Below are 23,461 nucleotides of genomic sequence, written 5' to 3' on the forward strand. Positions count from 1 at the left end.
CTTGAAGAGCAGTCCCTTAATCGTCTTAAAATACTTTAGTCGTCCACGACTCGCAATTCCATATTTCAGTAGCGACGTCGCGATAAAATTCGGGTTCATGGCTGATGAGAAGGATACTTCCTTTGTAAGCTTGAAGCGCGCGCTTCAGTTCGTCCTTAGCGTCTACGTCCAGATGGTTGGTCGGCTCATCCAGCACGAGCAGGTTCGTTTCTTTATTGATCAGATTGCATAAGCGAACTTTGGCTTTCTCGCCACCGCTAAGAACGGACACTTTGCTCTCGATATGCTTGGTCGTCAAGCCGCATTTCGCGAGCGCTGCCCTGACTTCGAATTGGGACATCGAAGGGAAGTTCTTCCAAACCGCTTCGATACAGGTTTCGTCCGCGCCGCCTTTGATCTCTTGCTCGAAGTAACCGATGAACAGGTTATCTCCTTGCTTAACGGAACCGGACAGGGGAGGGATCTGACCAAGTAGACTACGTAGCAGCGTTGTTTTACCGATACCGTTAGCGCCTACGATCGCAATTTTCTGTCCTCGTTCCATAAGCAGATCGATATTCCGGCACAACGGTTCTTCGTAACCGATAACCAAGTCTTTAGCTTCGAAGATCAAGCGTCCGGAAGTGCGGGCTTCTTTAAAGCGGAATTCCGGTTTCGGTTTCTCCCTTGCGAGCTCGATCACGTCCATGTTGTCGAGCTTCTTCTGGCGGGACATCGCCATATTGCGCGTAGAGACGCGCGCTTTGTTGCGGGCTACGAAGTCCTTGAGTTCCTCGATTTCTTGCTGCTGGCGTTTGTACGCGGATTCGAGCTGTTGTTTCTTTGCCTCGTGTTGCTGCATGAAGTTATCGTAATCGCCGACGTAGCGATTCAACTCTTGATTGCCCATATGATAGATGAGATTAATGACGCTGTTCAAGAAAGGGATATCGTGAGAGACGAGAATGAACGCATTCTCGTACTCTTGCAAATACCGTTTCAACCACTCGATATGCTGTTCGTCCAAGTAGTTGGTCGGCTCATCGAGCAGCAGAATGTCCGGTTTCTCCAGCAAGAGCTTAGCTAAGAGAACTTTCGTGCGTTGGCCGCCGCTCAGATCGTGCACGTCGCGATCCAATCCGATGTCGCCAAGCCCGAGTCCGCGGGCGATTTCCTCGACTTTCGCGTCGATCAAGTAGAAGTCGTTGCTCGTCAGCGTATCTTGAATCGTGCCGACTTCCTCTAGCAGAACTTCTAATTCCTCCGGAGTAGCGGAGCCCATCTTGTCGTACATTTCGTTCATTTCCGTCTCGAGATCCATCAGGTAACGGAAAGCGCCGCGCAGAACGTCGCGAATCGTCATTCCCTTCTGCAAAACCGAATGTTGATCCAAGTAGCCGACGCGAACTTTTTTCGCCCATTCGACTTTGCCGGCATCCGGCTCTAGACTTCCCGTAATAATGTTCATGAACGTGGATTTACCTTCGCCGTTGGCTCCGATCAATCCAACGTGTTCGCCTTTGAGAAGACGAAAGCTCACGTCATTGAAAATCGCGCGGTCGCCGAAACCGTGCGTTAAATTTTTAACCGTTAGAATACTCATGAGTAGACACCTTTTTCTCTGTTCATCATTTTTCGCACACTATCTTTCATTATAATGTGCAAAAGAGATAAAACTCAATGGTATCCGCGATCTCCGAACGGTTGAAGCTTGTCGATCCATTGCTCGGCCAATTTCTTGAGTTCGTCTCTCGGGTCGACGAAGGGATTGTCGTTCGGCTTAAGAACTTCCAACACTTCCATGACGAAAGCATCCGCGCCGAACTCTTTCCATTCCTTCTGAAGCGATTTGTTTTTGTCCGTACCTAAGTTAAGCGACATGCTTCTTCCGTTTAACGATTTAAGGTTATGCGTTTTGTCGACGAGCAGCTTGCCGTTAACGGTGTTCCTGATCTGATATACGCCGGCTTCGATCGGAATATCTTTATATTGTTCGATCAGTTTCGCTCTGTCTGCTTTGTTTCTCATTGATTTTCCACTCCTATTCTTTAATCCAATAGCGGCTGCCGTCCGGCTCGCGATCCATGAATCCGTATTCGATCAGATATCGGCGCAATACCGCGAAATCATCGTAAACGTCCTTAAGGATTTCGTTTACTTCTTTCTCCGTATAATCGCGATCGCCTTGGAATCGCTTTACAAGCTCGCGCAGCACGATTAACTTATGCTTTTCCTTAATATCGAACTTGAGCAGAGGGCCGTCGGTTCCTTCCGGAAAATACTTCTTGAGCGCTTTCTCGGCCTCGTCTAAAGTAACGTTGTACCGATCGTCGACCATTGTGGCCGTTTTGTGCATGTTAACGATCGTCGGCGCATGCTGGTCCTTTTCTTTGAGCAGCTCCATTAACACGAGGAACACTTTGGATTGCCGCTCCTTTTCCTTCAGCACGAAGCGGTGGTTGCGGATCGTAGAGGCGCTCCCGATGCCCGTTGCTTTTTGGATTTCGCTATCGCTTTTCCCTTGATGGAACAATTTAAGTAAACCGTTCTGATGCTCCGTTAATCCGGTCAGCTTCTTATCCAGGCTTATCAAATAGTCGAATACCGATTCGTGCGATCCTTCTATATGCTTACGCATGTATTTCTTAGCATCATAATAAACCCCGTCTTCAGGATAGATGATTCCGATCTCCGTCTTCTTGCCGCATAACAAACATAGGTAATGGTCGCCTTCTTGGATGTAACCCTGTTTCAACTCCTCAAGAGAAGAGTTCCAGAAAGATTCGGAAACTGTCATTTCACAAACACATCCTTGCAATGTTTAATTTATATAGACAATATATAATATCGTCTATAAGTAGTCAACCGAGCGGCTGGTCTTCGGTAGACCTCGGAACAATAGGGTTGTATAATCATGGGAGAGTTTAACGAGGCAGGAGGATCAACCTTTGAGTAAATATTGGAATGAGTTAACGGCATCCCTGGTACCGTACGTCCCCGGGGAACAACCGAAGGATCAACAATACATTAAGCTGAATACGAACGAAAATCCTTATCCTCCGTCACCCAAGGTGTTAGAGGCGATAAGAAACGCGACGAATGCCGATCTTAGGTTGTATCCCGATCCTAATTGCGATCAACTGAGGGAAGCACTGGCCGGTTATTATCGGTTATCCAAGGAGCAAGCGTTCGTCGGCAACGGTTCGGACGAAATACTGGCGTTTGCCTTTCAAGCTTTCTTCTCCGCGAGCAAAACGATTTTATTCCCGGACATCACATACACGTTCTATCCCGTATATGCCGATCTCTACGGTTTGAACTACGAGACGATCCCGACGGACGATGAATTCAATATCGATGCGGAGCGTTTCTGCGTGCCGAACGGCGGGATCATCATTCCTAATCCGAATGCGCCGACGGCGCGGTTTATGGTGGTCGATCAGCTCAAAATCATATTGGATGCCAATCCGGATCAAGTCGTCATCGTAGATGAAGCGTACATCGACTTCGGCGGGGAGTCGGTCGTGTCGTGGGTTAAAGAATACCCGAATCTGCTAGTCGTACAGACTTTATCCAAATCGCGTTCGCTTGCCGGGTTGAGAGTAGGGATGGCGTTCGGACACCCTGATCTCATCGAAGGATTGAATCGCGTCAAAAATTCCTTTAATTCGTATACGCTCGATCGATTGGCATTGGCAGGAGCGGTTGCCGCTATCAAGGATCAATCTTATTTCGAGGAAACGAACCGGAAAGTGATCGCTACGAGAGAGCGGACGAGCGAAGAGTTGAAGCGGCTTGGATTCCGCGTCATCGAGTCGAAAGCCAATTTCGTCTTTATCTCGCATGAACGTTTACCGGCTTCGGAAATTTTCAGTACGTTAAAACGAAGAGGCATTCTGGTTCGATATTTCAATAAACCTAGAATAAACGAATACTTGCGGGTCAGCATCGGAACCGATGAAGAGATGGACGCGCTAGTCTCCGCGCTGACCGAGATCGTACAACCAAGTTAACACGGGCACCTAACAACCGTACGCAAAGGGGATGGCTGAATGTCTGACTCTTCGGACCGTTGGTCCAAATGGGCCATGGAGGAAGTATGGCTTGCGGATGCGAATCCGCGCTGGTTGGCAGCAGGGGAGAGCTTGATCGAAAGCTTGGAAGCAAGGTTGTTATCGTTCGGGGTTTGCGATTTCGAGCATATCGGCAGCACCGCGATCCCTGGCCTTCCCGCCAAACCGATTATCGACATCATGGCTCAAGCGACTACGTTCGACCGCTTGCATGAAATCTCGGAAGCCTTATCGTCTGAAGGTTGGAACAATGTGCCGCCCGAATTGGATTTGCGACCTTATCGAAGATTCTGGGTTAAAACGGATAAGGAAAGAAGAGTCGCACATCTCCATCTTTTCTTAATCGGGGAGCCCCGATACGCGGAACAATTGGCGTTCAGGGACGCGTTGCTCGATCGAAGAGACTGGGCGATGGCTTACGGTCAGCTTAAGGTTGAACTTGCCGAACGATATCGGCGCGACCGGGAAGCGTATTCCGAAGCGAAAGCCGATTTCATTGAGAAGATACTTCTAGAACGGAAAGTCAAGGTGACCAAATCGATGAATCAAGATTTAAGATTTCCGATCGGCCGATTCAATGCGGAAGGCGAAGTTAGCGCACGGCAGAGATTGGACTGGATCGACGAAATGGCTAACTTGCCGATCAAGCTGGCTGCAGCGATCGAGGGGCTTAACGGAGCGCAATTAGATACGCCGTATCGTCCGGATGGCTGGACGGTCAGGCAAGTCGTTCATCATCTTGCGGATAGCCACCTCAATAGCTTTACCCGATTCAAATTGGCATTAACGGAAGATCAGCCCGCGATTAAACCCTATTACGAAGAACGATGGGCTCAGCTCGCGGACACCGTTCAGGCGCCGGTAGAGACGTCGATTGCGCTAATCGCGGCGTTGCATGAAAGATGGGTGATTCTGCTGCGTTCCTTGACGGACGAAGATTTCTCAAGAACGTTCTATCACCCGGAATCGAAGCAAGTATTCCGTCTGGACCATGTATTGGGAACTTATGCTTGGCACGGTCGCCATCATGTCGCTCACATTACCTCGCTTCGCCGGCGTATGGGCTGGTAAGATCCGCGAAACAAAAAACCTCTTCGGATTAATCCATTATCCGGGGAGGTTTTTCTTATACGGCTTGAATAAGCGGAGGGAGCTGCGCTTCTGATAACGGTTTGCTGAATAGATAACCTTGGGCGTAATCGCATTGGTATTTTTTCAGATAAACGAGTTGCTCGTAGGTTTCCAGCCCTTCGGCTACGACGTCGTACCGAAGCTGTTTGATGAATTGGATCATCGACCCCATCATTTCTTGCTCGGGAGATTGACCGATACCTTGAATGAAGCTCTTATCGATCTTAATCAGATGAAACGGTAGCTTGCGAAGGTATTGGATGGAGGAATAGCCGGCTCCGAAATCGTCCAATACCAACCTTACTCCAAGATCCTGAAGTTGCCGCAATTTGCAATCGGCTGCCTCTATAGAGCTCAGCAATGAACTCTCTTTCAGCTCCAACTCCAACCGTTCGGCTTCCAAACCGGTTTCCAGCAAGATCTCTTTTACTTTATTCGGAAAATGCTCATCCGTCATGTGGGCTCCCGAGACGTTAACGGAAATCGTAAGCCGGGACGGATAGGGAGCAATGCGCTGCAGCATCCTGCACGACTGTTGCAGCACCCATTCTCCAATGGGGAGGATCAGATTGATCTCTTCGGCGATCGGAATGAAATCGTTGGGCGGAATGTTTCCTAATTCCGGATGGTTCCAACGCAACAATGCTTCGAACCCCCGTAACTTGCCGCTGTGCAGCTCATATTGAGGTTGATATTGCAATGACAGCTGATCTTCTTGTATCGCTTGACGCAAGTAAACTTCGATAAGAGTTCGCCTGCGAATAAGCTCGGTCAGTTTCTCGTGATATTGAACGGTTTCGTTGATTCGATTCTCTTTGGCATGGTGCAATGCGGTATATGCGCGGGGGAGAAGATCCTCTATCGTCATCTCATCCCCCGTATACCTAGTCATCCCGGTGCTAACCGTAACATGGCAGAGCTTATGTTGAACATGGTAGGGCGCCGATAATAGCGTTTGCATTTCTTGCCAAAACTCGGGACCGGCTGTCGAAATCCCATGCGAGCTTGAATCGTCTACTATGCAAACGACGAAATCCATGCCTTCGAATCGGCAGGCAAAACCGTTAGAAGGGAGCCAGTTGTTCAGACGCTGGCCGATCTGGCGAAACAGTTCATTCCTAGCTCTGGCAATGTTCAAGTCTCCGATCGTTTTGAATCCATCGATATTTAATACGGTTAAATAAAACGGAGCGCGTTTCTGAATGGCTTTGTGAAGTTGAGTCTTAAACTGATCATAATGAAGCAAGCCGGTTGTATCATCAATGACAAGCTCTCGTTTTCTTGACCATTCTACGTTCATAAAATAATGAAACAGGACGGATGCAAGGGGGAAGATGATAATAATACTTAATGCATAATGATGCAGTATGTTATTTCGGTCGGCAGCAGGAAGCAGCCACGTCCACGCTAAGCCAACTATCGCAATCAAGACACCGATAAGAAGCGGACCGACGATCTGAAAGGAAACTTTGCGGTCGGAGCTTCTAATATAATGCAGCACGATACCGATGACCGCAGCGGAAATGCTAGCGGCTACGCCGGAAGGCATTCCGATTCCTCCAAGCTGGATCCTATAGCCAACGACGCCGATCACGGTAACGAAAGCGGACACAGGTCCGCCTATCCACGCGGATAAAGCGATTACGATATTTTTCATGCTGACGATCGCTCCGTCGCCTGCAACGATCGGGAGCATCATGGACAATATTCCGGCGATGCAGAAAATCAATCCGATAACGACTTTGCGAATGTTCGGAAACGAATGGATGAGGGATGGGTATAAACGATTGCTGATCAGGATAATAACGATGACTACGGCCATATTGTGTATTAAGCTAACTAGACTATCCCATACGAGCACTCCGTTTCCTCCTCCTATACTCATAACTTCCAGTATAGAGGGCAAACATTTAGAAAATTAACGGATAAATATTAGCGATAGCGAATAAAAACAGGCTCCTCGCAGGAGGAGCCTTCGTATGTACTTCTACTAATTGATAAACTTATACCCAACGCCCCAAACCGTCTTAATGAACTGCGGTTCCTTCGGGTTTTTCTCCAGCTTGCGCCGCAGATTAGTGACATGAACGTCGATGGCTCTGTCATTGATGAACGAATCGATGCCTCGAACGGCATTGATCAATTCCTCTCGACTGAATACGCGGTTAGGATGTTGGTAGAAGAGCTTCATAATTTCATATTCGGAGAAAGTCGTTTCGATATGCTCACCGTCCAGAACGATCGTTCTGCGTTCGAGATCCAAGACTAGACCTTGCGTCGGCTCCGTTGCAATGTTGGATACGTCCCGAGTCCGCGCCGCAGCGATTGTTCTAAGGCTTGAAGTTCGCCGTAAAACGGCATCCATACGAACTTTAAGCTCTTGCATGCTAAACGGTTTGACCAGGAAATCATCCGCGCCGGAACTGATCGCTTGAATCCGTACGGTAACGGACGGTTTCATGGAGATGACGATGATCGGGATGGCGGTTAATTGCCGAAATTCGGCGCACAGTTCAGTCCCGCTTGCATCGGGTAGCATTAAGTCTAGCAACAGGATGTCGGGATTAAAGGCGCCAAGCGCGAATTTCCCTTCACGCGCGGATTCTACGCGTTGTACATCGAAATTCTCTTCACTGAGATAGAGGGTGAGCATCTCTCCGATGATTGGATCATCTTCAATAACAAGTACTCTCGTCATCATAAGTCACACCCTTTAAGAAAATGTTAAGAAAGCTCATAGTTTGCTAACATTTGGATGGCACATCTATTATATAATGCCGAACAGTTTACGTCTAACTTCTTTTTTGCTTTTGCATAAGTAGATTTCGGATCGTTTCCAATGTTTCTTGTAAGGCCGCTATGAGATGATTTTGCGCTTGCTGCCAATCTCCATTATCCTTAAGCGCAATTTCCATTGCCGTAGCTTTCCCTTGAACCGTCACAGCTCCAAGGTGACCGGCCGCGCCGCTAAGGGAATGGACGAGACGGATCGCATCCGAGCGATCGGCTTCTTTCAACGAATCGTTGAGTCGATGTTCCAGATCCGAATATTGTTGGTCGAATTTGTCCAACAGCTGCAAATATAGCTTGCTCTTTCCCGCCAAGCGCTGCAGAGCAGTCGACACTTGAAGGTCCGGAGTATCCGGTCCTAACTCGTTCGAATCAACGCCATCGTTAACAGGAACGATAGCAGGAGCCGAGAGCCACTTGCTAAGAACCGAGAACAAGATGTCCGGAACGATGGGCTTGGTCATAATATCGTTCATTCCCGCATTCAAGCAACGGTTATGCTGCTCCTCCGTCATATCTGCGGTTAGTGCAATAATCGGCAACTGTTCCGAGTCATAGAGTCTGCGGATAAGAGCGGTTGCTTCAATCCCATCCATGATAGGCATGTGAAGGTCCATGAGAATCAGGTCGACTCGCGATCGATTGGATTCGATCAAGGCGACGGCCTCCGCGCCGCTCTCCAGTAGTTCGACTTCAAGTCCCATCTGATCGAGTAATTGCTTGACGACTAACCGATTAAGGACCTGATCGTCTACGACAAGAATCCGGTGAGATGACGAATCATCGCTTTTAGCGGGCATCGTTCGCAGAGGAAGAACGCTCTGAGCAGCGGATGTCGCATCTATGGCTTGAAACGGATCTGTCATTTTCTTGCTGATCACCTGTAACGCTTGTTGAACTTGAAGGGAGGTGGCGGGTTTAACCAGTACGGCCGCCGGCCTATGCTCATCCGGCAATTGCTGCAGGGCGTCCCGGCCCATCAACGTAGTCGAACAAACGACTTGGACGCCGCGGGCATCCAGCACCGTCTTCCAATCGATCCAAGTTTCCTCGCCGTGCATGTCTCCCGCTTCCATATCGACGATAAACAGATCCCAATTCCGTTCATCAAGCAACGATTTCGCCTGATCCCACGAACATAATGTGACAACATCGCAACCGAGAGAGAAGAGAACATCATGCCAATGCTCGGCTACCCTTTCATGGTCTTCGAGCACGACGACGCTAAGATCGTAATTCCGATTATGCGACGATGTCGAAACGTACTTCCGCTCGTTCAAAGGGAATGAGAGTTCAAAGCCGAAATCGCTGCCGATCTGGTAAGTGCTCTCTACGGTAATCTGTCCGCCCATTCTCTCTACCAATGTATAAGAGATAACGAGTCCAAGTCCCGTTCCGCCGTATTTGCGGCTTGTTTTGTCATCGGCTTGAACGAAAGGCGTGAACAGCTGAGCTTGTTGTTGCTCCGTCATGCCTATACCCGAATCTTGAACGCTAAAGCGCAGGCGGGCATTTCCATCGCTCAATTCGATTAAAGAGATCGTCATCTCTATAAGGCCGAAGTTCGTAAATTTAATCGCATTGCTGCCCAGATTCAGCAGTACTTGCTCTAGGCGAGTCGGATCCCCGATTAGCTGATCGGGCACTCTCGGATCCATATGAACGATGAAATCCACAGGTTTAGGACCTAGAAGCACGGAGAAAATGCCGCTAAGCCGCTGCAGAGAGTCTTCCAGACGGAAGGGGACTTGCTCCAGCTTTAACTTATCGGCTTCGAGCTTGGAGAAATCCAAAATATCGTTCAGGATACGCAGCAAATTTTGCGAAGAATCGGATACTTGGCGAATATATTCGGATTGGAGCTCCGTTAATTCAGATCGTTGAAGCAAGTAGGATAAGCCGATTATCCCATTAAGCGGCGTCCTGATCTCATGGCTCATCCGGGCAAGGAAGGAGCCCTTCGCTTCGTTCGCTTCGTCTGCTTCGTCCTTGGCCTTCACAAGCTGACGTTCGATTTCCTTCTGGTCGGATATGTCTCTTACGATCGTGGAGAAGAAGGTATCCCGTTCGTCTTCCGATTGATGGGCGACGACCGTTATGGAAGCCGTCTGAATGGAATTGTTCACTCCGATAATATCGATTTCACTTTGCCAGAACCCTAACTTTTGGGCTTCCGTCAATCCGTCCGCGAACTTAACGGTAGTCGGAATCGGCATATATTGGCTGAGACGGTTATTGTGTTCGTTCAAAGCCTGGATGCCTAAGAAAGAATACCCGGCCTGATTGAGATAGAAGATGTGCCCGCGCATGTCGAAAGAAGCGATCATGTCGTGCGCGCTTTCCATGATCTCTAATAGCCTCGTGTTAGTCTCTACGGCCTTTTTAATCTCGCTAATATCCCTCGCAATCAATACGTAGCCTTTAGTCGTCCCGTCCGGAAATCTCATGACGCTCGTGTTTAACGAGACGAGCATTCTGGTTCCTTCGCGATTGACCCATGTCCATTCCCAATCAGGCAAAACCCCTTGTGAGAGAGTACGAATAATACCTCTTCGTCCGGCGTAACCGTACGTTTCAGTTTGTCCGAGTAAAATTTAGCCCGTTCGTATAGTTGGTCATGATCGTGCCAGAGCAGCAGCGATTTTCTCCCGATCACTTCATGCTCTCCATAACCAAGCATTTCCTCCGCTCTTTTGTTGAAGGAAGTTATGACAAAATTGGAATCCGTTACAATCATAGCATACTGATTATGGCGGATGAAAGCTTGAAAAGGTTCGAAAAGCTCTTGTAAATTGTCGATCATTCCGTTGACGGAGCTCGCCAAAATCCCGATTTCGTCCTGGCTTACAATGCGCAGAGGCTGCGGATAAAAGTTGCCCGCAGCTACGTTCTTGGTCACTAGAACGATTTGTTTCAGACGTGCCAGGATGGAGCGTTGGGTAATCAAAAACAAGAAAGCCCCGAAGATTATTTCCGTTAGCGCGATTAACCCCATATTCAACCATGTCGAATTACGCATAGGCGCTTCGAATTCTTTTTTCGCGACGGAGAAGACGGCGTACCAGTCCGTATTCGGCATTTTCACGTAGAACATTTTCAGCACGCGCCCGAACACGTTCGCTTCCCCGTATCCTTCTTCGCTAGTTCTTAATTGGAACGCAAAATCGCGAAGTTCAGGTTCATCCTTAATATAATTGCGTTTCAGGATTAAAGAGGCGTCTTTGTAATAGAGGAGGTTCGTATCCCGGTCGATCAGAATGATCGCGCTATCTTCGTATTCGCTCGACTTCTGGCTCAATTGGCTGTCGAACAGACGATTGGAATCGATCGCGAAGGCGATAACGCCCTCAACCTCGTTAATTAGATTGTGAAGCGGGACCATAAGCCAGAGTATAGGTTTGCCGTTCCTGTCCAGCACGAGGGAAGAGTATGTACTTAGCCCTTGCATCGCCCGGTGATAAGCGTAAACACCGTTTAGTTGAGTCGTCGAGCCGTCAGGCAACGATAGAACACCGTCTTTGCCGGCAATCCCGATATACCTCGTTGTAATATTGCTCAAATGAACCCCTTCATTAAGATAGGCGAGCTTCTGAGCCATCGTCTGCATTCTGATCGGGATAGATTCGCTAAGCAGTTCTGCTTGCTTCATTCTCAAATCCAGCATCGTATCCAGATTCGCGACGGTACTCTTCAGATTAGCTAGGCTATGGTTGATCAACTGCTTGTTCATATGTTTATTGGAGGTTTCATAGTTGATTAACGACATGAGGACGAAGGATGCGGTGTTGATCAAGATTAAGACGATGACGATCTTGAACCGAAGTGACCGTAACATGTTGTGTGACACCTCCGAATTGAGCTGGACGCGCGATCTATTAGCGAATTTCATAAAAAACAAACAGAAGTTGGGGAAATCTACTAATACTTTGACTCTATCATAACGAAAGAACGCAATAATCGACAGACCCAACTTCACTAAATAGAAAGGTGAGTAGAACCTTGGTGACCAACCGCACGATGGAATGGCAGGTTATGAGGGGAAACGGATCGGAATCGGGAAAATGGCATGAGAGGTTCGGGGAACGGTATGGATTCTCGGCGTACGAGAAAGAAGTTCTGAGGTTGTACATGCTTTTCGGGTTAGAAGATGAGGAGATTAGGACGGTGATGCAAATATCGGAGCACGAGTTAAAGATGCATATAGATTGCATGACCGGTAAAACAAGATCAAATACGATGCGCGAACTGCAAGCTTTATTTTTGCGTTATGTATTGCAGAAGCTCCCGTCCTAATCGGAGGAAGCTTCAAGCACAACTCTATTTAATGTCGTTAATTAAGCGGCAACGTAACTGTGAACGCAGCACCCGAATTCGAGCGATTGCTCGCGAGCACTTCGCCGCCGTGCATTTCGACGATCTTCTTGACGATGGACAGTCCCAGACCGCTTCCTCCGCCGTTACGCTCGCGAGCCTTGTCCTCCTTATAAAACCGTTCGAATACATGGGGGAGGGCGCCGTTCGAAATGCCGTTTCCGCTGTCTACGATCACGACTTGGACGCTGCTATCCTTCTTAGTCAAATTTACGCGAATAGCGCCGCCCTCGGGCGTAAATTTTATGCTGTTGTGAATGAGGTTGATCCATACCTGGCTCATTAAATCTTCGTCCGCGTCGATCGACACATCCGGCAACTCGACGTCCATCTCGATGTTCTTCCCTTGCCACAAAGGCTCGCAAGATAGAATGATGTGACGTAACTGACGGTCCAACCGGTAATTTTTAGCCTCGAATGGATGATGATTGGATTCTAGCGAGGTGAGTTTGAGTAGATTATCGCTCATCCTGGACATTCGTTTGCTCTCCGTCTCGATAATTTCCAAGTAGTGCTTTCGCGTTTCCGGAGCCAAATCGTCGTTCTGCAACGCTTTGGCGAAACCGGCGATGGAGGTGAGAGGAGATTGAATCTCGTGGGAGACGTTGGAGATGAACTCCTGGCGCATTTCCTCCATCCGGTTAAGATCGGATGCCATTTCGTTAAAGCTCGTGACGAGGGGTCCGAATTGCCCCATAAATCGCGGAGACATCTCCAATTTGATGTCGAAGTTACCTTTGGCTAACTGCTTCATGGCGTTGATCATCTCCATAAACCAATTCATCTGATTACGAACCGGAGTGAAAAAAACGCGAATGAGGTTCGCGAACAGGAAGATGATCGTAAAGGCCAGTACGACGGTTAAATATTGACGCAGCAAACCATGCCCGTATTCCGGAAACCATGCGCGATATATAAATCCCATTAAATAATAAGAAAGTCCCCAACTTGCGGCTATCGCTAAATGAATAAAAAGGATAGATAAAAAGATCCATTTTCTTGGCGGTCTGAACTGCTTGCTGAATTCTTTTCTTCTCTGGCGTTGTTCTTTGCTTTCCCGGAAGGACCCAAACTTACGGCCTCTGCGGATATCCCGTTGCGCCTGTTCGGGTTCGCCTATATGACGTCGTCTCATGCCGTTACCTCCAGACGATAACCTAACCCGCGGATCGTCGTAATCCGGAACCCGTATTGTCCGTCCGGGAATCTCTCGCGCAGCCGTTTAATATGAACGTCTACGGTTCGCTCGTCCCCTAAGTAATCGAATCCCCAATTTGCTCGATGAGCTGCTCCCTTGAGAAAGTCTTGCCAGGGTAACTGGCTAACTTGAACAAAAGCTCGAATTCCTTAAGCGGAATAGTAAGCGATTGATCGTCGGCCAGCAGGGTGAACGTCTGACGGTTAAGCTGAACGCTACCGACGGATACGTTCTGCGAGACGGAAATCCGATACCGCTTTAGCAGCGCTTTGACGCGGGCGACGAGCTCGACGGGCTCGAAGGGCTTCACCATGTAGTCGTCCGTTCCAAGCTGGAAACCTTTGAGTTTTTGCGCCGTTTCTCCTTTTGCGGTCAACATAAGCAGCGGCAGTTCATAATGTTCGCGAAGCTCTCGGCACAATTCCCAGCCGTCCATATGAGGCATCATGATGTCCAGGATGACGAGATCCGCTGTTGTCGTTTCCAATAGTTGAAGAGCATGCACTCCGTTAGTCGCTTCCAATACCTCTAAACCTTCCTGCAAGAGGAACACTTTCACCAATTCGCGAATATGCGGATCGTCGTCTACTACGAGTATTCTCGTCATGATCGTCAACTCTTTTCTTTGGGATCCTTAACCTCTCAATTGTTCTGGATAACGAAGCTGTTGTTCCGCGAATTCCCTGTATAAGGCATGGCTTGCAACCAATTGCTCATGCGTGCCTATTCCCGTGATGCTGCCTTTATCGAGGAAAATAATTTGATCCGCATCAATGACGGTGGAGAGGCGGTGGGCGATAACGAGCGTCGTACGGCCCTTCATCAGGTTGTTCAGCGCTTCTTGCACGACGCGTTCCGAGGTGCTATCTAGTGCGGAGGTGGCTTCATCGAGCATAAGAATGCGCGGATTGCGAAGAAGCGCCCTTGCGATTGCGATTCGTTGACGCTGACCCCCGGAAAGCTTCATTCCGCGTTCGCCAACCTCCGTATCGAATCGATCGGGAAGCTCATTAATGAATCCATCCGCGTAAGCCATTTTGACTACTTCCATCAGTTCCTCGTCGCTAACTTCCCGGTCCAGTCCGTAAGTAATGTTCTCGCGTACGGTGCCGGACATTAACGGACTCTCCTGGGACACGTACCCGATCTGGCTGCGCCACGATTCGAGCGAGAAATCGCCGATCGCATGTCGGCCATAAACGATACTTCCGCTTCTCGGTTCGTAATAACGTTCGATTAGCGAGAATAAAGTTGTTTTGCCGCTGCCGCTCGGTCCGACTAAAGCCGTCACTTGTCCGGCTGGAACGGAGAAGCTTACATGTTTCAGAATGGGATCCCCTTGGTCGTAATAGAACGTCAAATCGTTTAGCACGATTGCGGAATCCGCCGAGGGGACTTGCGACCCTTGATGATGAACTTCTTCCTCTTGCCCAAGAATATCGATCATCCGTTCGGTCGCGCCGATCGCCTTTTGCAGCTGCGTAAAGAACGCCGTAATTTGCCCGAGAGGCATGACGATTTGAATGAGATACAATATAAATGCGACCAGCTCGCCCGCGGTAATCGATCCGCTCGATACGCGCAATCCGCCGTATCCGATAATGACGACCATTAGCGTCATAATGACGATTCCCATGAGGGGCGCGATGAACGCTTGGATCTTCCCTTCGCGTACGCCCAGTCTAAATAGCTTGACGATACCCGATTTGCCGCGTTCGTATTCGATCGGTTCGGCGTTCGACGATTTAACGAGCCTTACTTCGGACAATACTTGCGTTAACACCGAAGTGAAGTTTGCCGTCTCGTTCTGCATGTTGCGCGAGATTTGATGCATCTTGCGTCCAAGCGGGAACATGATCGCCATCGTTAGTGGGACGGCTATTAACAAGATCAAAGTCATCTGCCAGTCCAGCGCGAACAAAATAATGACGGAGCCGATGATCGAGATGACGCCGTTGACGAAACCGGACATATGCTCGGAGACGACCTGTTTGACTACGTTCGTATCGTTCGTTACTCGGCTAATGAGACCGCCTGTTTCTTCTTTATCATAATGGGCGACCGGCAAATATAATAGTTTGCGCCACAGCAGATCTCGCAACCCGGACAGAATCTGTTGCCCGAACTTGTTCAACAGGTAAATAGACAAGCCGCCCGCGACGGTCTGCGCGACGAACACGCATACGAGCATGACGATCTGGTAGGACTCCAAAGAATCAAGCGTAAAGCCGTCGACAAGGTTTTTCGTGAATAAGGGCACGAATAAGCCGACGATGGTTGAAACGAGACTAAACGATAGGGCGATGGCCAGCATCGTTTTGGATGGTTTGGCTTTATTGACGAGTTTGACGAACGTCTTCCAATTTATTTTAGCGGAATGCGCCGGCTGTTCCTTCGGTTGTTTGCCATTCATTAAGATTATAGCCTCGATTCTGTATTTGGATTAAGGCGAAAGGTTAAAGTTTATTCGGCGTTGGAACTATCATGCAATAGCAATATGAACTCAATATGAACGACTATTCATTCATGTTACAATAGACGGACATATTGGATGGAGGGTATTCGTATGTCAGAATTATGGATCGATAACAAACGATTAACGCAGCAAATTTCGTTTTTAGTGGAAATCGATAAGCTTAAGACCGTACTTCGCAAAACGTTCCTCATCGACAAGAGCCGTCTGGAGAACACGGCGGAGCATAGCTGGCATGTCTCGCTTATGGCCGTCGTGCTGTTAGAGCATGCGAACGATCCGACGCTCGATATTAACCGAATTATCCGAATGCTGTTGCTTCATGATTTAGTCGAGATCGATGCCGGCGATACGTTCGCGTACGATGCGAAAGGTTACCAAGATAAAGAAGAACGCGAGCAAGCTGCCGCCAACCGGTTGTTCGGTTTGCTTCCCGAAGATAGTCAAGATGAATGGATGACGCTATGGAGAGAATTCGAAGACGGTGTAACTCCCGAAGCGAAATACGCCGCGGCGCTCGATCGCTTGCAGCCGGTCATTCATAATCATTATACCGGCGGGGTCAGCTGGAAGAAAAACGGAATCGTGCGGTCGCAGGTGCTTAAGCGGCTCGATCCGGTAAGGGAAACGTCAGCGACTCTGTGGCAATTCACGTTGGAGATCGTTCAGAAATCGATCGATCAAGGCATCTTGTTCGACGATCCGGTTACGAAGGAGGTCTAATCATGCCAAGATTGCAGGGAAACCTCGTCATGCTGCGGGAATATCGCCGGGATGATCTGCCCTGGATGCGACAGTGGGTGAACGATCCCGATATCGTGCACCATCTGTCGGATATTTTTCTCTATCCGCATGCGCTTGAGTCAACGGAAGCCTACTTGGAGTCGATGCTGGACGGCCGCTCGGACAGCAGGGGGTTCGTGATCGCGGATCCCTCGACGGAAGCCTATATCGGACAAGTGAATCTGGACTCCATCGATTGGAAGAATCGGGTTGGCAAGATCGGGATCGTAATCGGATCAACGGAAAATCTAGGGCGGGGATACGGTACGGAAGCGATGAAGCTTCTCATCGACTTCGCTTTTCTCGAAATGAACTTGAACCGTCTTGAGCTTGAGGTCTACGATTTCAACGAGCGTGCCGTTCGGAGTTATTTGAAATGCGGGTTTACCGAGGAAGGGCGATTGCGCGAACGGCTTTATAAGCAAGGTAGATATTTGGACGTTATTCAAATGGGAATTCTGAAATCCGATTGGAAAGCGTCTAGAGGCACGGAACAACCTCACGGCTAATGGAAGCCGTGAGGTTGTTCTTTGTTAACGAGCTCTACGCTTTTTGCTTTTTATTTTTTTCGTAATATTGGGCTGCTTTATGGCGATTACCGCATAGTTCCATGCTGCACCAACGTCTGCGGCCGCTCTTGGATACATCGATAAAGCGGAGGATGCACTCTGCATGCTCGCATTTCCGAATTCGGTCGGCAGAGTAATGGTTAAGCGTATCAAGGACCGACTGCAAGATGACGAGATGAATTTGATCGATCGCGGTAACCCCTCGGTAAGAAAGTTCGAGCTTGCGAGCGTCGTGGTTACGGGATACTGCAGGTTTAATGTTCAATCGTTCCAGCCGGGTTTTGAGCTCTATATATACTCTTTCGCTTAAGGCTTCATGCTGCTCTATGTCCGATATGATTCGATCGCCAAGCTCCCTGACGGGGTAAAGCGATTGTCGAATTTGTGCCAATGCCGCCGCATCGAGCCGTGTTACGGGGACGTACAGCAGTTGATTCGCTTCAAGCCACTCAACGGCCGCGGCCGGGTCGGCTAATAGGTCCGTCGGTTGTTTGTTATGCATGACGATCGTATTCAATAGATTAATCCAAGCGGTTCCTCCAAGCGTGTAAATCGATTTGTCCATGTCGGTTGACCCTTTCGAGGTTGTGTCGTTTCATTGGTAGCAGTAATTATAGGGTTAAGGTTTCTTTCGATTTCAGAATCGTCAGTCGAAGCTCCTTGATCGCGGCAGCCGCTGCCAAGCGCGCCCAAATATCCGGAGTTTCGGTATAGATCGGCGGATGGTGAATCGCCGTATGATGGATAGGGACTAAAGTCGTCGCGCTAAGGACGTTAGCCGCGGAAACCGCTTGCTCGGGGGATAAAGTAATCGGCTGACCGCTCGGCGTCATTCCGGGGAATTCAATGACCGCCGCGTTCACCGGCAAACAAGCCGCGTCGAAGGGACCGTATGCCTTGGCTATTTTCCACCAGTACCCATGCCATAAAGTATCTCCGCAGTGAATGATCCGTTTCCCGTCGCCCTCAACAACCCACGCGATCTGCGGATCGCCGACGCCGTCAACGGAGTAAGTAGCCGTTGCGGTTATATCTCCTATAGCAAAAGTATCTCCAATCGATGCTTCATGGATGTTGGTGAGAGCGGAATTCTTGGCAAAGTCCAAAGATTCCTTCGGGAAATAGACTGGAATATCCCGGCCATAATAATCCGCTATCGCTTCCGGATCGAAATGGTCGGCATGATGGTGCGTGATCAGAACGGCATCGACGGGACCGAAATCATTCAGGGGGAAGAAAGGTTCATGCGGTTCATTGTACTTACTCGGAAAATGAAACAAGGGATCGATCGCAATATTCGTTTTAGCGGTTTGCACGCGGATGCCTGCCCAAGGAAGTTTCTGAATGATCATGATTACCATATCCTCTCGATAGTAGATGATGTCTAACCCTTATAAATCCATTTAAGTAGTTATGCAAACACGGTATCATGAATGGGATAACTTGTAAACCAATATTTTAACGGTTATAAATAGACGAGGCATTTGGATGTCGCGCAAATAGTCCCTGAGGAGGTTACAACGCTCGGGCGGGTCTGCTATAATTCTCCTATTCTAGCAAGAGGATATAGGAGAGTCGGATATGAAAATGTGGGGAAAAACGGCAGCTGCGCTATCATGAGTTTTTCTATTATGGGAAGCATCATATGCGGTACTGCAACGGTTAAAGCGAACAATCCGGTAATCAGAGTCGTGCTGGACGATTTTCCGCTGACTTTGGGAGCTTCGCCGGTTATTAAGAACAACGTGACAATGGTTCCTTTTAGGTCATTGGCAAACACGCTAGGAATAATGGTCACATGGGACAATAAGACGAAAACGGTCCGTGCAACCGGTGAAGTTAATGGCGTTAACAAAATCGTCACCCTTCGTTTGGGTCAGAAAACGGCAGTCGTAGACGGGGAAAATGTCGAGTTGTTAGCTGCACCTCTAACGATCAATCAGCAAGTGCTTATTCCTCTTAACTTCTTCGGCACCCAATTCGGCGCCAAAGTCGGATGGAGCAGCGCGACGAAGACGGTAACGATCGTCTCCGCTAAGAAAGCGATGCATCTTCGGGTTTTCTATGCGATGGGTTCGTTCGCGCAACGAGAGAGAATCGCATCCATGGATTCCGTAGCCTTCGGATGGACTCGGATAGACGAAAAGGGCGAGCTTACCTTGGAAGGCGCGGATTTCTATTGGCCTGAGGCGGCTGAGGATGTTACGCCGGAATCGCTCGTTAATAGTGCTGCCTCTCAAGGGGCTAAGCCTTATCTTATGGTTTATTCGGTCGATGGGAAAGGCGAATTGACCAAGATGCTTAGCGATGAAGCTTTAAGAAACAACTCTATCGATAATATCGTGAGATTAGCGTCGGATCACGGATTCGACGGGGTGCTGCTAGATTTCGAAGGTCTCGGCTTGCGTCTAGATCCGTTAGGACAGCAGAAGCTGCTCAACGATTATGTTCAGACGATCGACAAGAAGCTGGAAACGATCGGAGTTAAGCTTAGCTTAGCCGTTCCGCCGCCGAACAGCTCGTTCAAAGGCTATGATTATAAAACGTTAGCGAAATATGCCGATGATCTCGTCGTCATGGCGCATGATTACAATCCGAAAGGCACCCCCGACCATACGCCTGAGCCTAATGCCAAAGTAGAAGAAGCAATCGATCAAATGCTGAAGGCGGGCGTAAGGGCGGATCAACTTATCCTCGGAATCAGCTTATGGAACGAAACGACGTCAACGGTCGACGATAAACTCGGGTTAGCCAAAAGGTATGGGTTAAAGGGAGCGTCCTTCTGGAGGTTGACCTTCTATGGCGATGATTTTGCGTCAGCCATTGATAAAGTCGTCGAGAAAGTAGGCGAGTAGGTGTCTTTCGATCAAGTATTACGCAAGTATTTTGCCGACGGGAATTGGAAAGTCGCTGAAGGGCAATCCGGATGGAACAACACGACAAGATTCATAGAGGCAGACGGTACTCGTTGGGTACTGCGTATTTATGAGACGCATAAGGACGAAGCCAAAATCCGTTACGAGCACGAGATCTTGCTGGCGCTTAATGAATTGTCGTTGCCCTTTAAGGTTCCGATGCCCATTCCAAATATAGATGGAAGCACGATCGTTAGGTTAGAGGACGGCAGCGAAAGATTGGCATGCCTGTTCACGTATATCGAAGGCCAGCGCCCTGAAGAAGGAAGCTTGGAGATGGGATATGCATTTGGCGTAGCTACCGGACAATTAAGCAAAGCGCTCGCGAACGTTATGGTAACGGGGCGCCCCTATATCCTCCATATTATGAAATGGATTCGGCTCACCCCTTGTGTACTGCAGACAGAGTGAAATCGTTCTGTACGGCGCCGCCTGCTGAGTTCATCGAAGTCGCTGAGGAATTGCGATCCATCGGGGGAGCGATTCAGGGTTTTCGCGCTTTGTTGGATACGTTCCGAACGTTGCCTCATCAGCTCATCCACGGGGATATTAACCACTCGAATTCCCTTGTCTCCGGCGCGGACAGTAACCGACTTGCCGCCATTCTCGACTTTGAATTCTGCACTTGGGATTTGCGGGTTATGGAAATCGCGGTCATGATATCGGGCTTTCTTAATGGTAATGACGTGATGGCTAAGATAGAACTTTTCCTGCGAGGCGCGGGGGAGCAATTGTCTCTAGATCGCGCGGAGATTGAAGCGATTCCCTCGCTTGTGAGATTACGAAACTTAGACGTATTCCTTCATTTCCTTGGCCGATATTGGGACGGGGTGGATGACCTGAGCGTGCTGCTGGAACAGACTAGGTCGGTTCATGAGGGATTAAGTGAACTTAAACGGGTAGAAGAACGGTTGTCAGAGCTTAGTTTTCGTTATTTAATGCCGTAAAACATATCGGTTTCCGCGCAGACGTATTCGATTCTAACAGAGCGAATGCGTCTTTTTCTTTAGCGGATCTTTAGTTATCCATAAAAGGAAATGTCGGTTAATTTGTCGAAGGTTTGTTATCTGGATTTCGAAATGATCGGATGTAAATTATTCGTACTACTAGGAGTTGACTGGAATATGGTTAAACCTTTGATTAATTTCATCATGATTAGAACTTCGCGATTGATAGATATCAGGGATTTTTATGAAGGATTAGGACTCGAACTAATCGAAGAGCGACATGGTAACGGTCCCATTCACTATTCTTATGAGCAGGATCGGTTAGTCGTCGAAATCTATCCCGGTGCTGAAGGGAACTTGCCAGGTTGGAAAGATGCAGGATCCGTCATGTTGGGTTTCTATGTTGAGGGGATTAACGGACTTATTGAAAAGCTGATACAGTTAAAAGGCAAGTTAATATCTAAGCCTAGTGAAACCGAAAGGGGCGTAAGGGCAGTCCTTGAAGATCCTGACGGTAGAAGAATTGAGTTAATCGAACGTAGGATAACATGAAGAAAAAAATATATCAGGTAGGGATCTTGCCTTACGATGGATAAATCATTTAAGGCAGGTGGTTGAGCGGGTGTCTACGAATAATAGCAAACTTGTAGATGAATTCATGAACAGTCTTGAACATCCCCTAAAAAAAGAGATCGAGGAAGTTAGAAAAATCATTCTAAGCGCTAACGACCGTATAACGGAACAGATCAAGTGGAAAGCGCCAAGCTTTCGTTATAACAACGAAGACCGAGTAACGTTTAATTTGCAAGGGAAAGGTTTTTTTCGGCTTGTTTTTCATCGAGGCGCCAAAGTAAAAGATTCATTGGAGAAAGGGATAGCATCGAGTATTGATCCTGCCGGGTTATTAGAATGGGTTGCCGACGATCGTGCAATCGTTAAGTTGAAGGATATGGCTGATGTAGAAGCTAAGCGAGAAATTCTTGTTGAAACCGTTGCTAGATGGATCGAGTTAAACTAAACAATGTAAGGAGAATTCTAATGTACACGATGATTTCCCTATTAAAAGATCAGAACTGCGAGCACGAGATCATTCGACACGAAAAAACGATTCAATCCGCACAGGAAGGGGCGGACTATTTCGGAATCGAGATCGGCCAAACCGCGCCCACATTAGTATTAAAATCCGAGGAAGGTTACTTTGCGATCATCATTTCGGGAGATTACGGACGGATAGATTTCGATATTCTGAAGCCGATTTTGAAATGCAATGAACTCAAATTAGCTAAACCTAAGGAAGTAGAACAACTAACGGGATGCATCGTAGGGACCGTTCCCTTAATCGGACATAATCTGCCGACGATTATGGATCGGCAGCTGCATCGTTTCGATTATGTTTATGGCGGAACAGGGATTCCTAACTCGACTTTAAAAATAAGCCCTGATGCAGTCGAGAAGTTGAATCAAGTCATCGCTTATGTTCGATAGTCCAACTAATCATTACTCATAGGGAGTTAGAGTGCATGACGAAGAATCCATCCGTACCCGGGTGCTTGAGCAACTCGCGGATGATGCTTATCAAGTCAAGGTCGATGGGCAAGTACGGCTCATTTGTTGGGTGAAGCTTCGTGAGCACTTTTTCAACTATAATCAGTATTTGAAGAACAGCGGCATCGTAACGTCGGATATCGGCGGTTTTCTGACAAGAGGGATGGTCAGTTTTCATTTTTATGATCCTGATGGCAATCGCTTGAATATAAGCAGCATGTGATTGAAAGTAGAGATTTGGCGAAAAGAAAAAAGGGTATTTACATTTCTATAAAAGTAGATATACTCTAACCATGGATACTTTATCGATTATTAAAGCATTGTCCAACGAGACGAGATTCAAAATTTTGGAATGGCTGAAAGATCCGGAAACGCATTTCGGCCCGCAGAGTCATATGCCGGGCGATTGCGATTTTCATGGAGGCATCTGCGTGGGAGCCATCGCCGACAAAGCAGGGTTAGCCCAATCGGTCATCTCCGGTTATTTGGTCAAAATGCAGAAGTCGGGCTTGCTGGAGTCCAGGCGACATTGCCAATGGACTTATTATCGGCGCCACGAAAGCGGTATTGAGCAATTTAAGCAGCGACTCCTCGAGGAGATCTAGCTTGATGATCCAATCAAGCTAATTTCTTGCCATACGTATATCTAGATTTATATAAATAAAGATATACTATACAAAAGAAATA

24 protein-coding genes and 2 pseudogenes are annotated in these 23,461 nt (G+C 48.2%); 14 read left to right on the forward strand and 12 right to left on the reverse strand.

The window, feature by feature from the left end:
- Positions 1-25: 25 nt before the first annotated feature.
- The 3 genes from FPL14_RS28690 to FPL14_RS28695 all read right to left on the reverse strand — a co-directional run bounded on the left by FPL14_RS28690 (position 26) and on the right by FPL14_RS28695 (position 2,776).
- On the reverse strand, positions 26-1,582 hold the full coding sequence (locus tag FPL14_RS28690) for an ABC-F family ATP-binding cassette domain-containing protein (RefSeq protein WP_182300966.1): 1,557 nt from the start codon (positions 1,580-1,582) through the stop codon (positions 26-28).
- 74 nt (positions 1,583-1,656) lie between these two features.
- Positions 1,657-2,007: a GIY-YIG nuclease family protein gene (locus tag FPL14_RS29680; protein ID WP_220471194.1), complete on the reverse strand. Its 351-nt coding sequence runs from the start codon at positions 2,005-2,007 to the stop codon at positions 1,657-1,659.
- Between the two features lie 13 nt (positions 2,008-2,020).
- Positions 2,021-2,776 carry a DUF2087 domain-containing protein gene (locus FPL14_RS28695; protein WP_220471195.1) on the reverse strand — a complete coding sequence of 252 codons (756 nt, stop codon included), beginning with the start codon at positions 2,774-2,776 and terminating at the stop codon, positions 2,021-2,023.
- Between the two features lie 151 nt (positions 2,777-2,927).
- On the opposite strand from FPL14_RS28695, the gene hisC reads away from it, so the two are divergent.
- The 3 genes and pseudogenes from hisC to FPL14_RS30225 all read left to right on the forward strand — a co-directional run bounded on the left by hisC (position 2,928) and on the right by FPL14_RS30225 (position 5,123).
- Entirely contained in the window at positions 2,928-3,992 is a 1,065-nt protein-coding gene (gene hisC, locus FPL14_RS28700; protein WP_182300967.1) for a histidinol-phosphate transaminase, read from the forward strand.
- A gap of 75 nt (positions 3,993-4,067) precedes the next feature.
- Positions 4,068-4,550: pseudogene (locus tag FPL14_RS30220) on the forward strand (GrpB family protein); the annotation flags it as partial.
- Positions 4,551-4,592: 42 nt separating this feature from the next.
- Positions 4,593-5,123: a YfiT family bacillithiol transferase gene (locus FPL14_RS30225; protein WP_229264029.1), complete on the forward strand. Its 531-nt coding sequence runs from the start codon at positions 4,593-4,595 to the stop codon at positions 5,121-5,123.
- Between the two features lie 55 nt (positions 5,124-5,178).
- On the opposite strand, the gene FPL14_RS28710 is transcribed toward FPL14_RS30225, so the two are convergent.
- The 4 genes from FPL14_RS28710 to FPL14_RS28725 all read right to left on the reverse strand — a co-directional run bounded on the left by FPL14_RS28710 (position 5,179) and on the right by FPL14_RS28725 (position 11,808).
- The gene (locus FPL14_RS28710; RefSeq protein WP_182300969.1) at positions 5,179-7,044 is read right to left on the reverse strand and encodes a putative bifunctional diguanylate cyclase/phosphodiesterase; all 1,866 of its coding nucleotides are present in this window, start codon (positions 7,042-7,044) and stop codon (positions 5,179-5,181) included.
- A gap of 129 nt (positions 7,045-7,173) precedes the next feature.
- A complete protein-coding gene (locus FPL14_RS28715; protein ID WP_182304208.1) occupies positions 7,174-7,881 on the reverse strand; it encodes a response regulator transcription factor in 708 nt (235 codons plus the stop codon).
- A 94-nt stretch (positions 7,882-7,975) separates the two neighbouring features.
- Positions 7,976-10,447 carry a PAS domain-containing hybrid sensor histidine kinase/response regulator gene (locus FPL14_RS28720; protein WP_182300970.1) on the reverse strand — a complete coding sequence of 824 codons (2,472 nt, stop codon included), beginning with the start codon at positions 10,445-10,447 and terminating at the stop codon, positions 7,976-7,978.
- Positions 10,432-11,808, reverse strand: coding sequence for a PAS domain S-box protein (locus FPL14_RS28725; RefSeq protein ID WP_182300971.1), 1,377 nt, complete (start codon positions 11,806-11,808; stop codon positions 10,432-10,434). Before FPL14_RS28725 ends, FPL14_RS28720 begins: the two co-directional genes overlap by 16 nt.
- Before the next feature lie 164 nt (positions 11,809-11,972).
- On the opposite strand from FPL14_RS28725, the gene FPL14_RS28730 reads away from it, so the two are divergent.
- Positions 11,973-12,266: a helix-turn-helix transcriptional regulator gene (locus tag FPL14_RS28730; RefSeq protein ID WP_182300972.1), complete on the forward strand. Its 294-nt coding sequence runs from the start codon at positions 11,973-11,975 to the stop codon at positions 12,264-12,266.
- A gap of 37 nt (positions 12,267-12,303) precedes the next feature.
- On the opposite strand, the gene FPL14_RS28735 is transcribed toward FPL14_RS28730, so the two are convergent.
- The 3 genes and pseudogenes from FPL14_RS28735 to FPL14_RS28745 all read right to left on the reverse strand — a co-directional run bounded on the left by FPL14_RS28735 (position 12,304) and on the right by FPL14_RS28745 (position 15,955).
- Positions 12,304-13,479: a sensor histidine kinase gene (locus FPL14_RS28735; protein WP_229263709.1), complete on the reverse strand. Its 1,176-nt coding sequence runs from the start codon at positions 13,477-13,479 to the stop codon at positions 12,304-12,306.
- A pseudogene (locus FPL14_RS28740) lies at positions 13,476-14,149 on the reverse strand (response regulator transcription factor). The gene FPL14_RS28735 and the pseudogene FPL14_RS28740 overlap by 4 nt, the downstream one beginning before the upstream one ends.
- A gap of 27 nt (positions 14,150-14,176) precedes the next feature.
- Positions 14,177-15,955: an ABC transporter ATP-binding protein gene (locus tag FPL14_RS28745; protein WP_182300973.1), complete on the reverse strand. Its 1,779-nt coding sequence runs from the start codon at positions 15,953-15,955 to the stop codon at positions 14,177-14,179.
- 153 nt (positions 15,956-16,108) lie between these two features.
- On the opposite strand from FPL14_RS28745, the gene FPL14_RS28750 reads away from it, so the two are divergent.
- Positions 16,109-16,738 carry an HD domain-containing protein gene (locus FPL14_RS28750; RefSeq protein WP_182300974.1) on the forward strand — a complete coding sequence of 210 codons (630 nt, stop codon included), beginning with the start codon at positions 16,109-16,111 and terminating at the stop codon, positions 16,736-16,738.
- Positions 16,739-16,740: 2 nt separating this feature from the next.
- A complete protein-coding gene (locus FPL14_RS28755) occupies positions 16,741-17,307 on the forward strand; it encodes a GNAT family N-acetyltransferase (protein WP_182300975.1) in 567 nt (188 codons plus the stop codon).
- Between the two features lie 34 nt (positions 17,308-17,341).
- Here the strand turns inward: FPL14_RS28755 and FPL14_RS28760 are convergent, their stop codons facing one another.
- Complete coding sequence (locus FPL14_RS28760) at positions 17,342-17,932, reverse strand: CGNR zinc finger domain-containing protein (RefSeq protein ID WP_182300976.1); 591 nt, start codon at positions 17,930-17,932, stop codon at positions 17,342-17,344.
- A 46-nt stretch (positions 17,933-17,978) separates the two neighbouring features.
- The gene (locus FPL14_RS28765; protein ID WP_182300977.1) at positions 17,979-18,719 is read right to left on the reverse strand and encodes an MBL fold metallo-hydrolase; all 741 of its coding nucleotides are present in this window, start codon (positions 18,717-18,719) and stop codon (positions 17,979-17,981) included.
- A 279-nt stretch (positions 18,720-18,998) separates the two neighbouring features.
- On the opposite strand from FPL14_RS28765, the gene FPL14_RS28770 reads away from it, so the two are divergent.
- From FPL14_RS28770 to FPL14_RS28805, 8 genes are all read left to right on the forward strand, one after another.
- The gene (locus tag FPL14_RS28770; RefSeq protein ID WP_182300978.1) at positions 18,999-20,222 is read left to right on the forward strand and encodes a stalk domain-containing protein; all 1,224 of its coding nucleotides are present in this window, start codon (positions 18,999-19,001) and stop codon (positions 20,220-20,222) included.
- Positions 20,223-20,693: a phosphotransferase gene (locus FPL14_RS28775; protein WP_182300979.1), complete on the forward strand. Its 471-nt coding sequence runs from the start codon at positions 20,223-20,225 to the stop codon at positions 20,691-20,693.
- Complete coding sequence (locus FPL14_RS28780) at positions 20,672-21,229, forward strand: phosphotransferase enzyme family protein (protein WP_182300980.1); 558 nt, start codon at positions 20,672-20,674, stop codon at positions 21,227-21,229. Before FPL14_RS28775 ends, FPL14_RS28780 begins: the two co-directional genes overlap by 22 nt.
- A 177-nt stretch (positions 21,230-21,406) precedes the next feature.
- Positions 21,407-21,781, forward strand: coding sequence for a VOC family protein (locus FPL14_RS28785; protein WP_182300981.1), 375 nt, complete (start codon positions 21,407-21,409; stop codon positions 21,779-21,781).
- 70 nt (positions 21,782-21,851) lie between these two features.
- A complete protein-coding gene (locus FPL14_RS28790) occupies positions 21,852-22,247 on the forward strand; it encodes a DUF1801 domain-containing protein (protein WP_229263710.1) in 396 nt (131 codons plus the stop codon).
- A 20-nt stretch (positions 22,248-22,267) separates the two neighbouring features.
- Entirely contained in the window at positions 22,268-22,714 is a 447-nt protein-coding gene (locus FPL14_RS28795; protein WP_182300982.1) for an aminoacyl-tRNA deacylase, read from the forward strand.
- Positions 22,715-22,745: 31 nt separating this feature from the next.
- Positions 22,746-22,997: a hypothetical protein gene (locus FPL14_RS28800; RefSeq protein ID WP_182300983.1), complete on the forward strand. Its 252-nt coding sequence runs from the start codon at positions 22,746-22,748 to the stop codon at positions 22,995-22,997.
- A 70-nt stretch (positions 22,998-23,067) separates the two neighbouring features.
- A complete protein-coding gene (locus tag FPL14_RS28805; RefSeq protein ID WP_182300984.1) occupies positions 23,068-23,379 on the forward strand; it encodes an ArsR/SmtB family transcription factor in 312 nt (103 codons plus the stop codon).
- The last annotated feature ends 82 nt before the right edge of the window (positions 23,380-23,461 follow it).

Source organism: Cohnella cholangitidis (assembly GCF_014107495.1).
GTDB lineage: Bacteria > Bacillota > Bacilli > Paenibacillales > Paenibacillaceae > Cohnella > Cohnella cholangitidis.

Excerpts from the sequence above, each read along its gene's own strand:
- FPL14_RS28720 (WP_182300970.1), bottom strand. The coding sequence starts at position 10,447 with ATGCTCGTCTCGTTAAACACGAGCGTCATGAGATTTCCGGACGGGACG.
- FPL14_RS28690 (WP_182300966.1), bottom strand. The coding sequence starts at position 1,582 with ATGAGTATTCTAACGGTTAAAAATTTAACGCACGGTTTCGGCGACCGC.
- FPL14_RS28785 (WP_182300981.1), top strand. The coding sequence starts at position 21,407 with ATGGTTAAACCTTTGATTAATTTCATCATGATTAGAACTTCGCGATTG.
- FPL14_RS28695 (WP_220471195.1), bottom strand. The coding sequence starts at position 2,776 with ATGACAGTTTCCGAATCTTTCTGGAACTCTTCTCTTGAGGAGTTGAAA.
- FPL14_RS28715 (WP_182304208.1), bottom strand. The coding sequence starts at position 7,881 with ATGACGAGAGTACTTGTTATTGAAGATGATCCAATCATCGGAGAGATG.
- FPL14_RS28765 (WP_182300977.1), bottom strand. The coding sequence starts at position 18,719 with ATGATCATTCAGAAACTTCCTTGGGCAGGCATCCGCGTGCAAACCGCT.
- FPL14_RS28750 (WP_182300974.1), top strand. The coding sequence starts at position 16,109 with ATGTCAGAATTATGGATCGATAACAAACGATTAACGCAGCAAATTTCG.
- FPL14_RS28760 (WP_182300976.1), bottom strand. The coding sequence starts at position 17,932 with ATGGACAAATCGATTTACACGCTTGGAGGAACCGCTTGGATTAATCTA.
- FPL14_RS30225 (WP_229264029.1), top strand. The coding sequence starts at position 4,593 with ATGAATCAAGATTTAAGATTTCCGATCGGCCGATTCAATGCGGAAGGC.
- FPL14_RS28745 (WP_182300973.1), bottom strand. The coding sequence starts at position 15,955 with ATGAATGGCAAACAACCGAAGGAACAGCCGGCGCATTCCGCTAAAATA.
- FPL14_RS28770 (WP_182300978.1), top strand. The coding sequence starts at position 18,999 with ATGGGAAGCATCATATGCGGTACTGCAACGGTTAAAGCGAACAATCCG.
- FPL14_RS29680 (WP_220471194.1), bottom strand. The coding sequence starts at position 2,007 with ATGAGAAACAAAGCAGACAGAGCGAAACTGATCGAACAATATAAAGAT.
- FPL14_RS28735 (WP_229263709.1), bottom strand. The coding sequence starts at position 13,479 with ATGAGACGACGTCATATAGGCGAACCCGAACAGGCGCAACGGGATATC.
- FPL14_RS28795 (WP_182300982.1), top strand. The coding sequence starts at position 22,268 with ATGTACACGATGATTTCCCTATTAAAAGATCAGAACTGCGAGCACGAG.
- FPL14_RS28725 (WP_182300971.1), bottom strand. The coding sequence starts at position 11,808 with ATGTTACGGTCACTTCGGTTCAAGATCGTCATCGTCTTAATCTTGATC.
- FPL14_RS28805 (WP_182300984.1), top strand. The coding sequence starts at position 23,068 with ATGGATACTTTATCGATTATTAAAGCATTGTCCAACGAGACGAGATTC.
- FPL14_RS28755 (WP_182300975.1), top strand. The coding sequence starts at position 16,741 with ATGCCAAGATTGCAGGGAAACCTCGTCATGCTGCGGGAATATCGCCGG.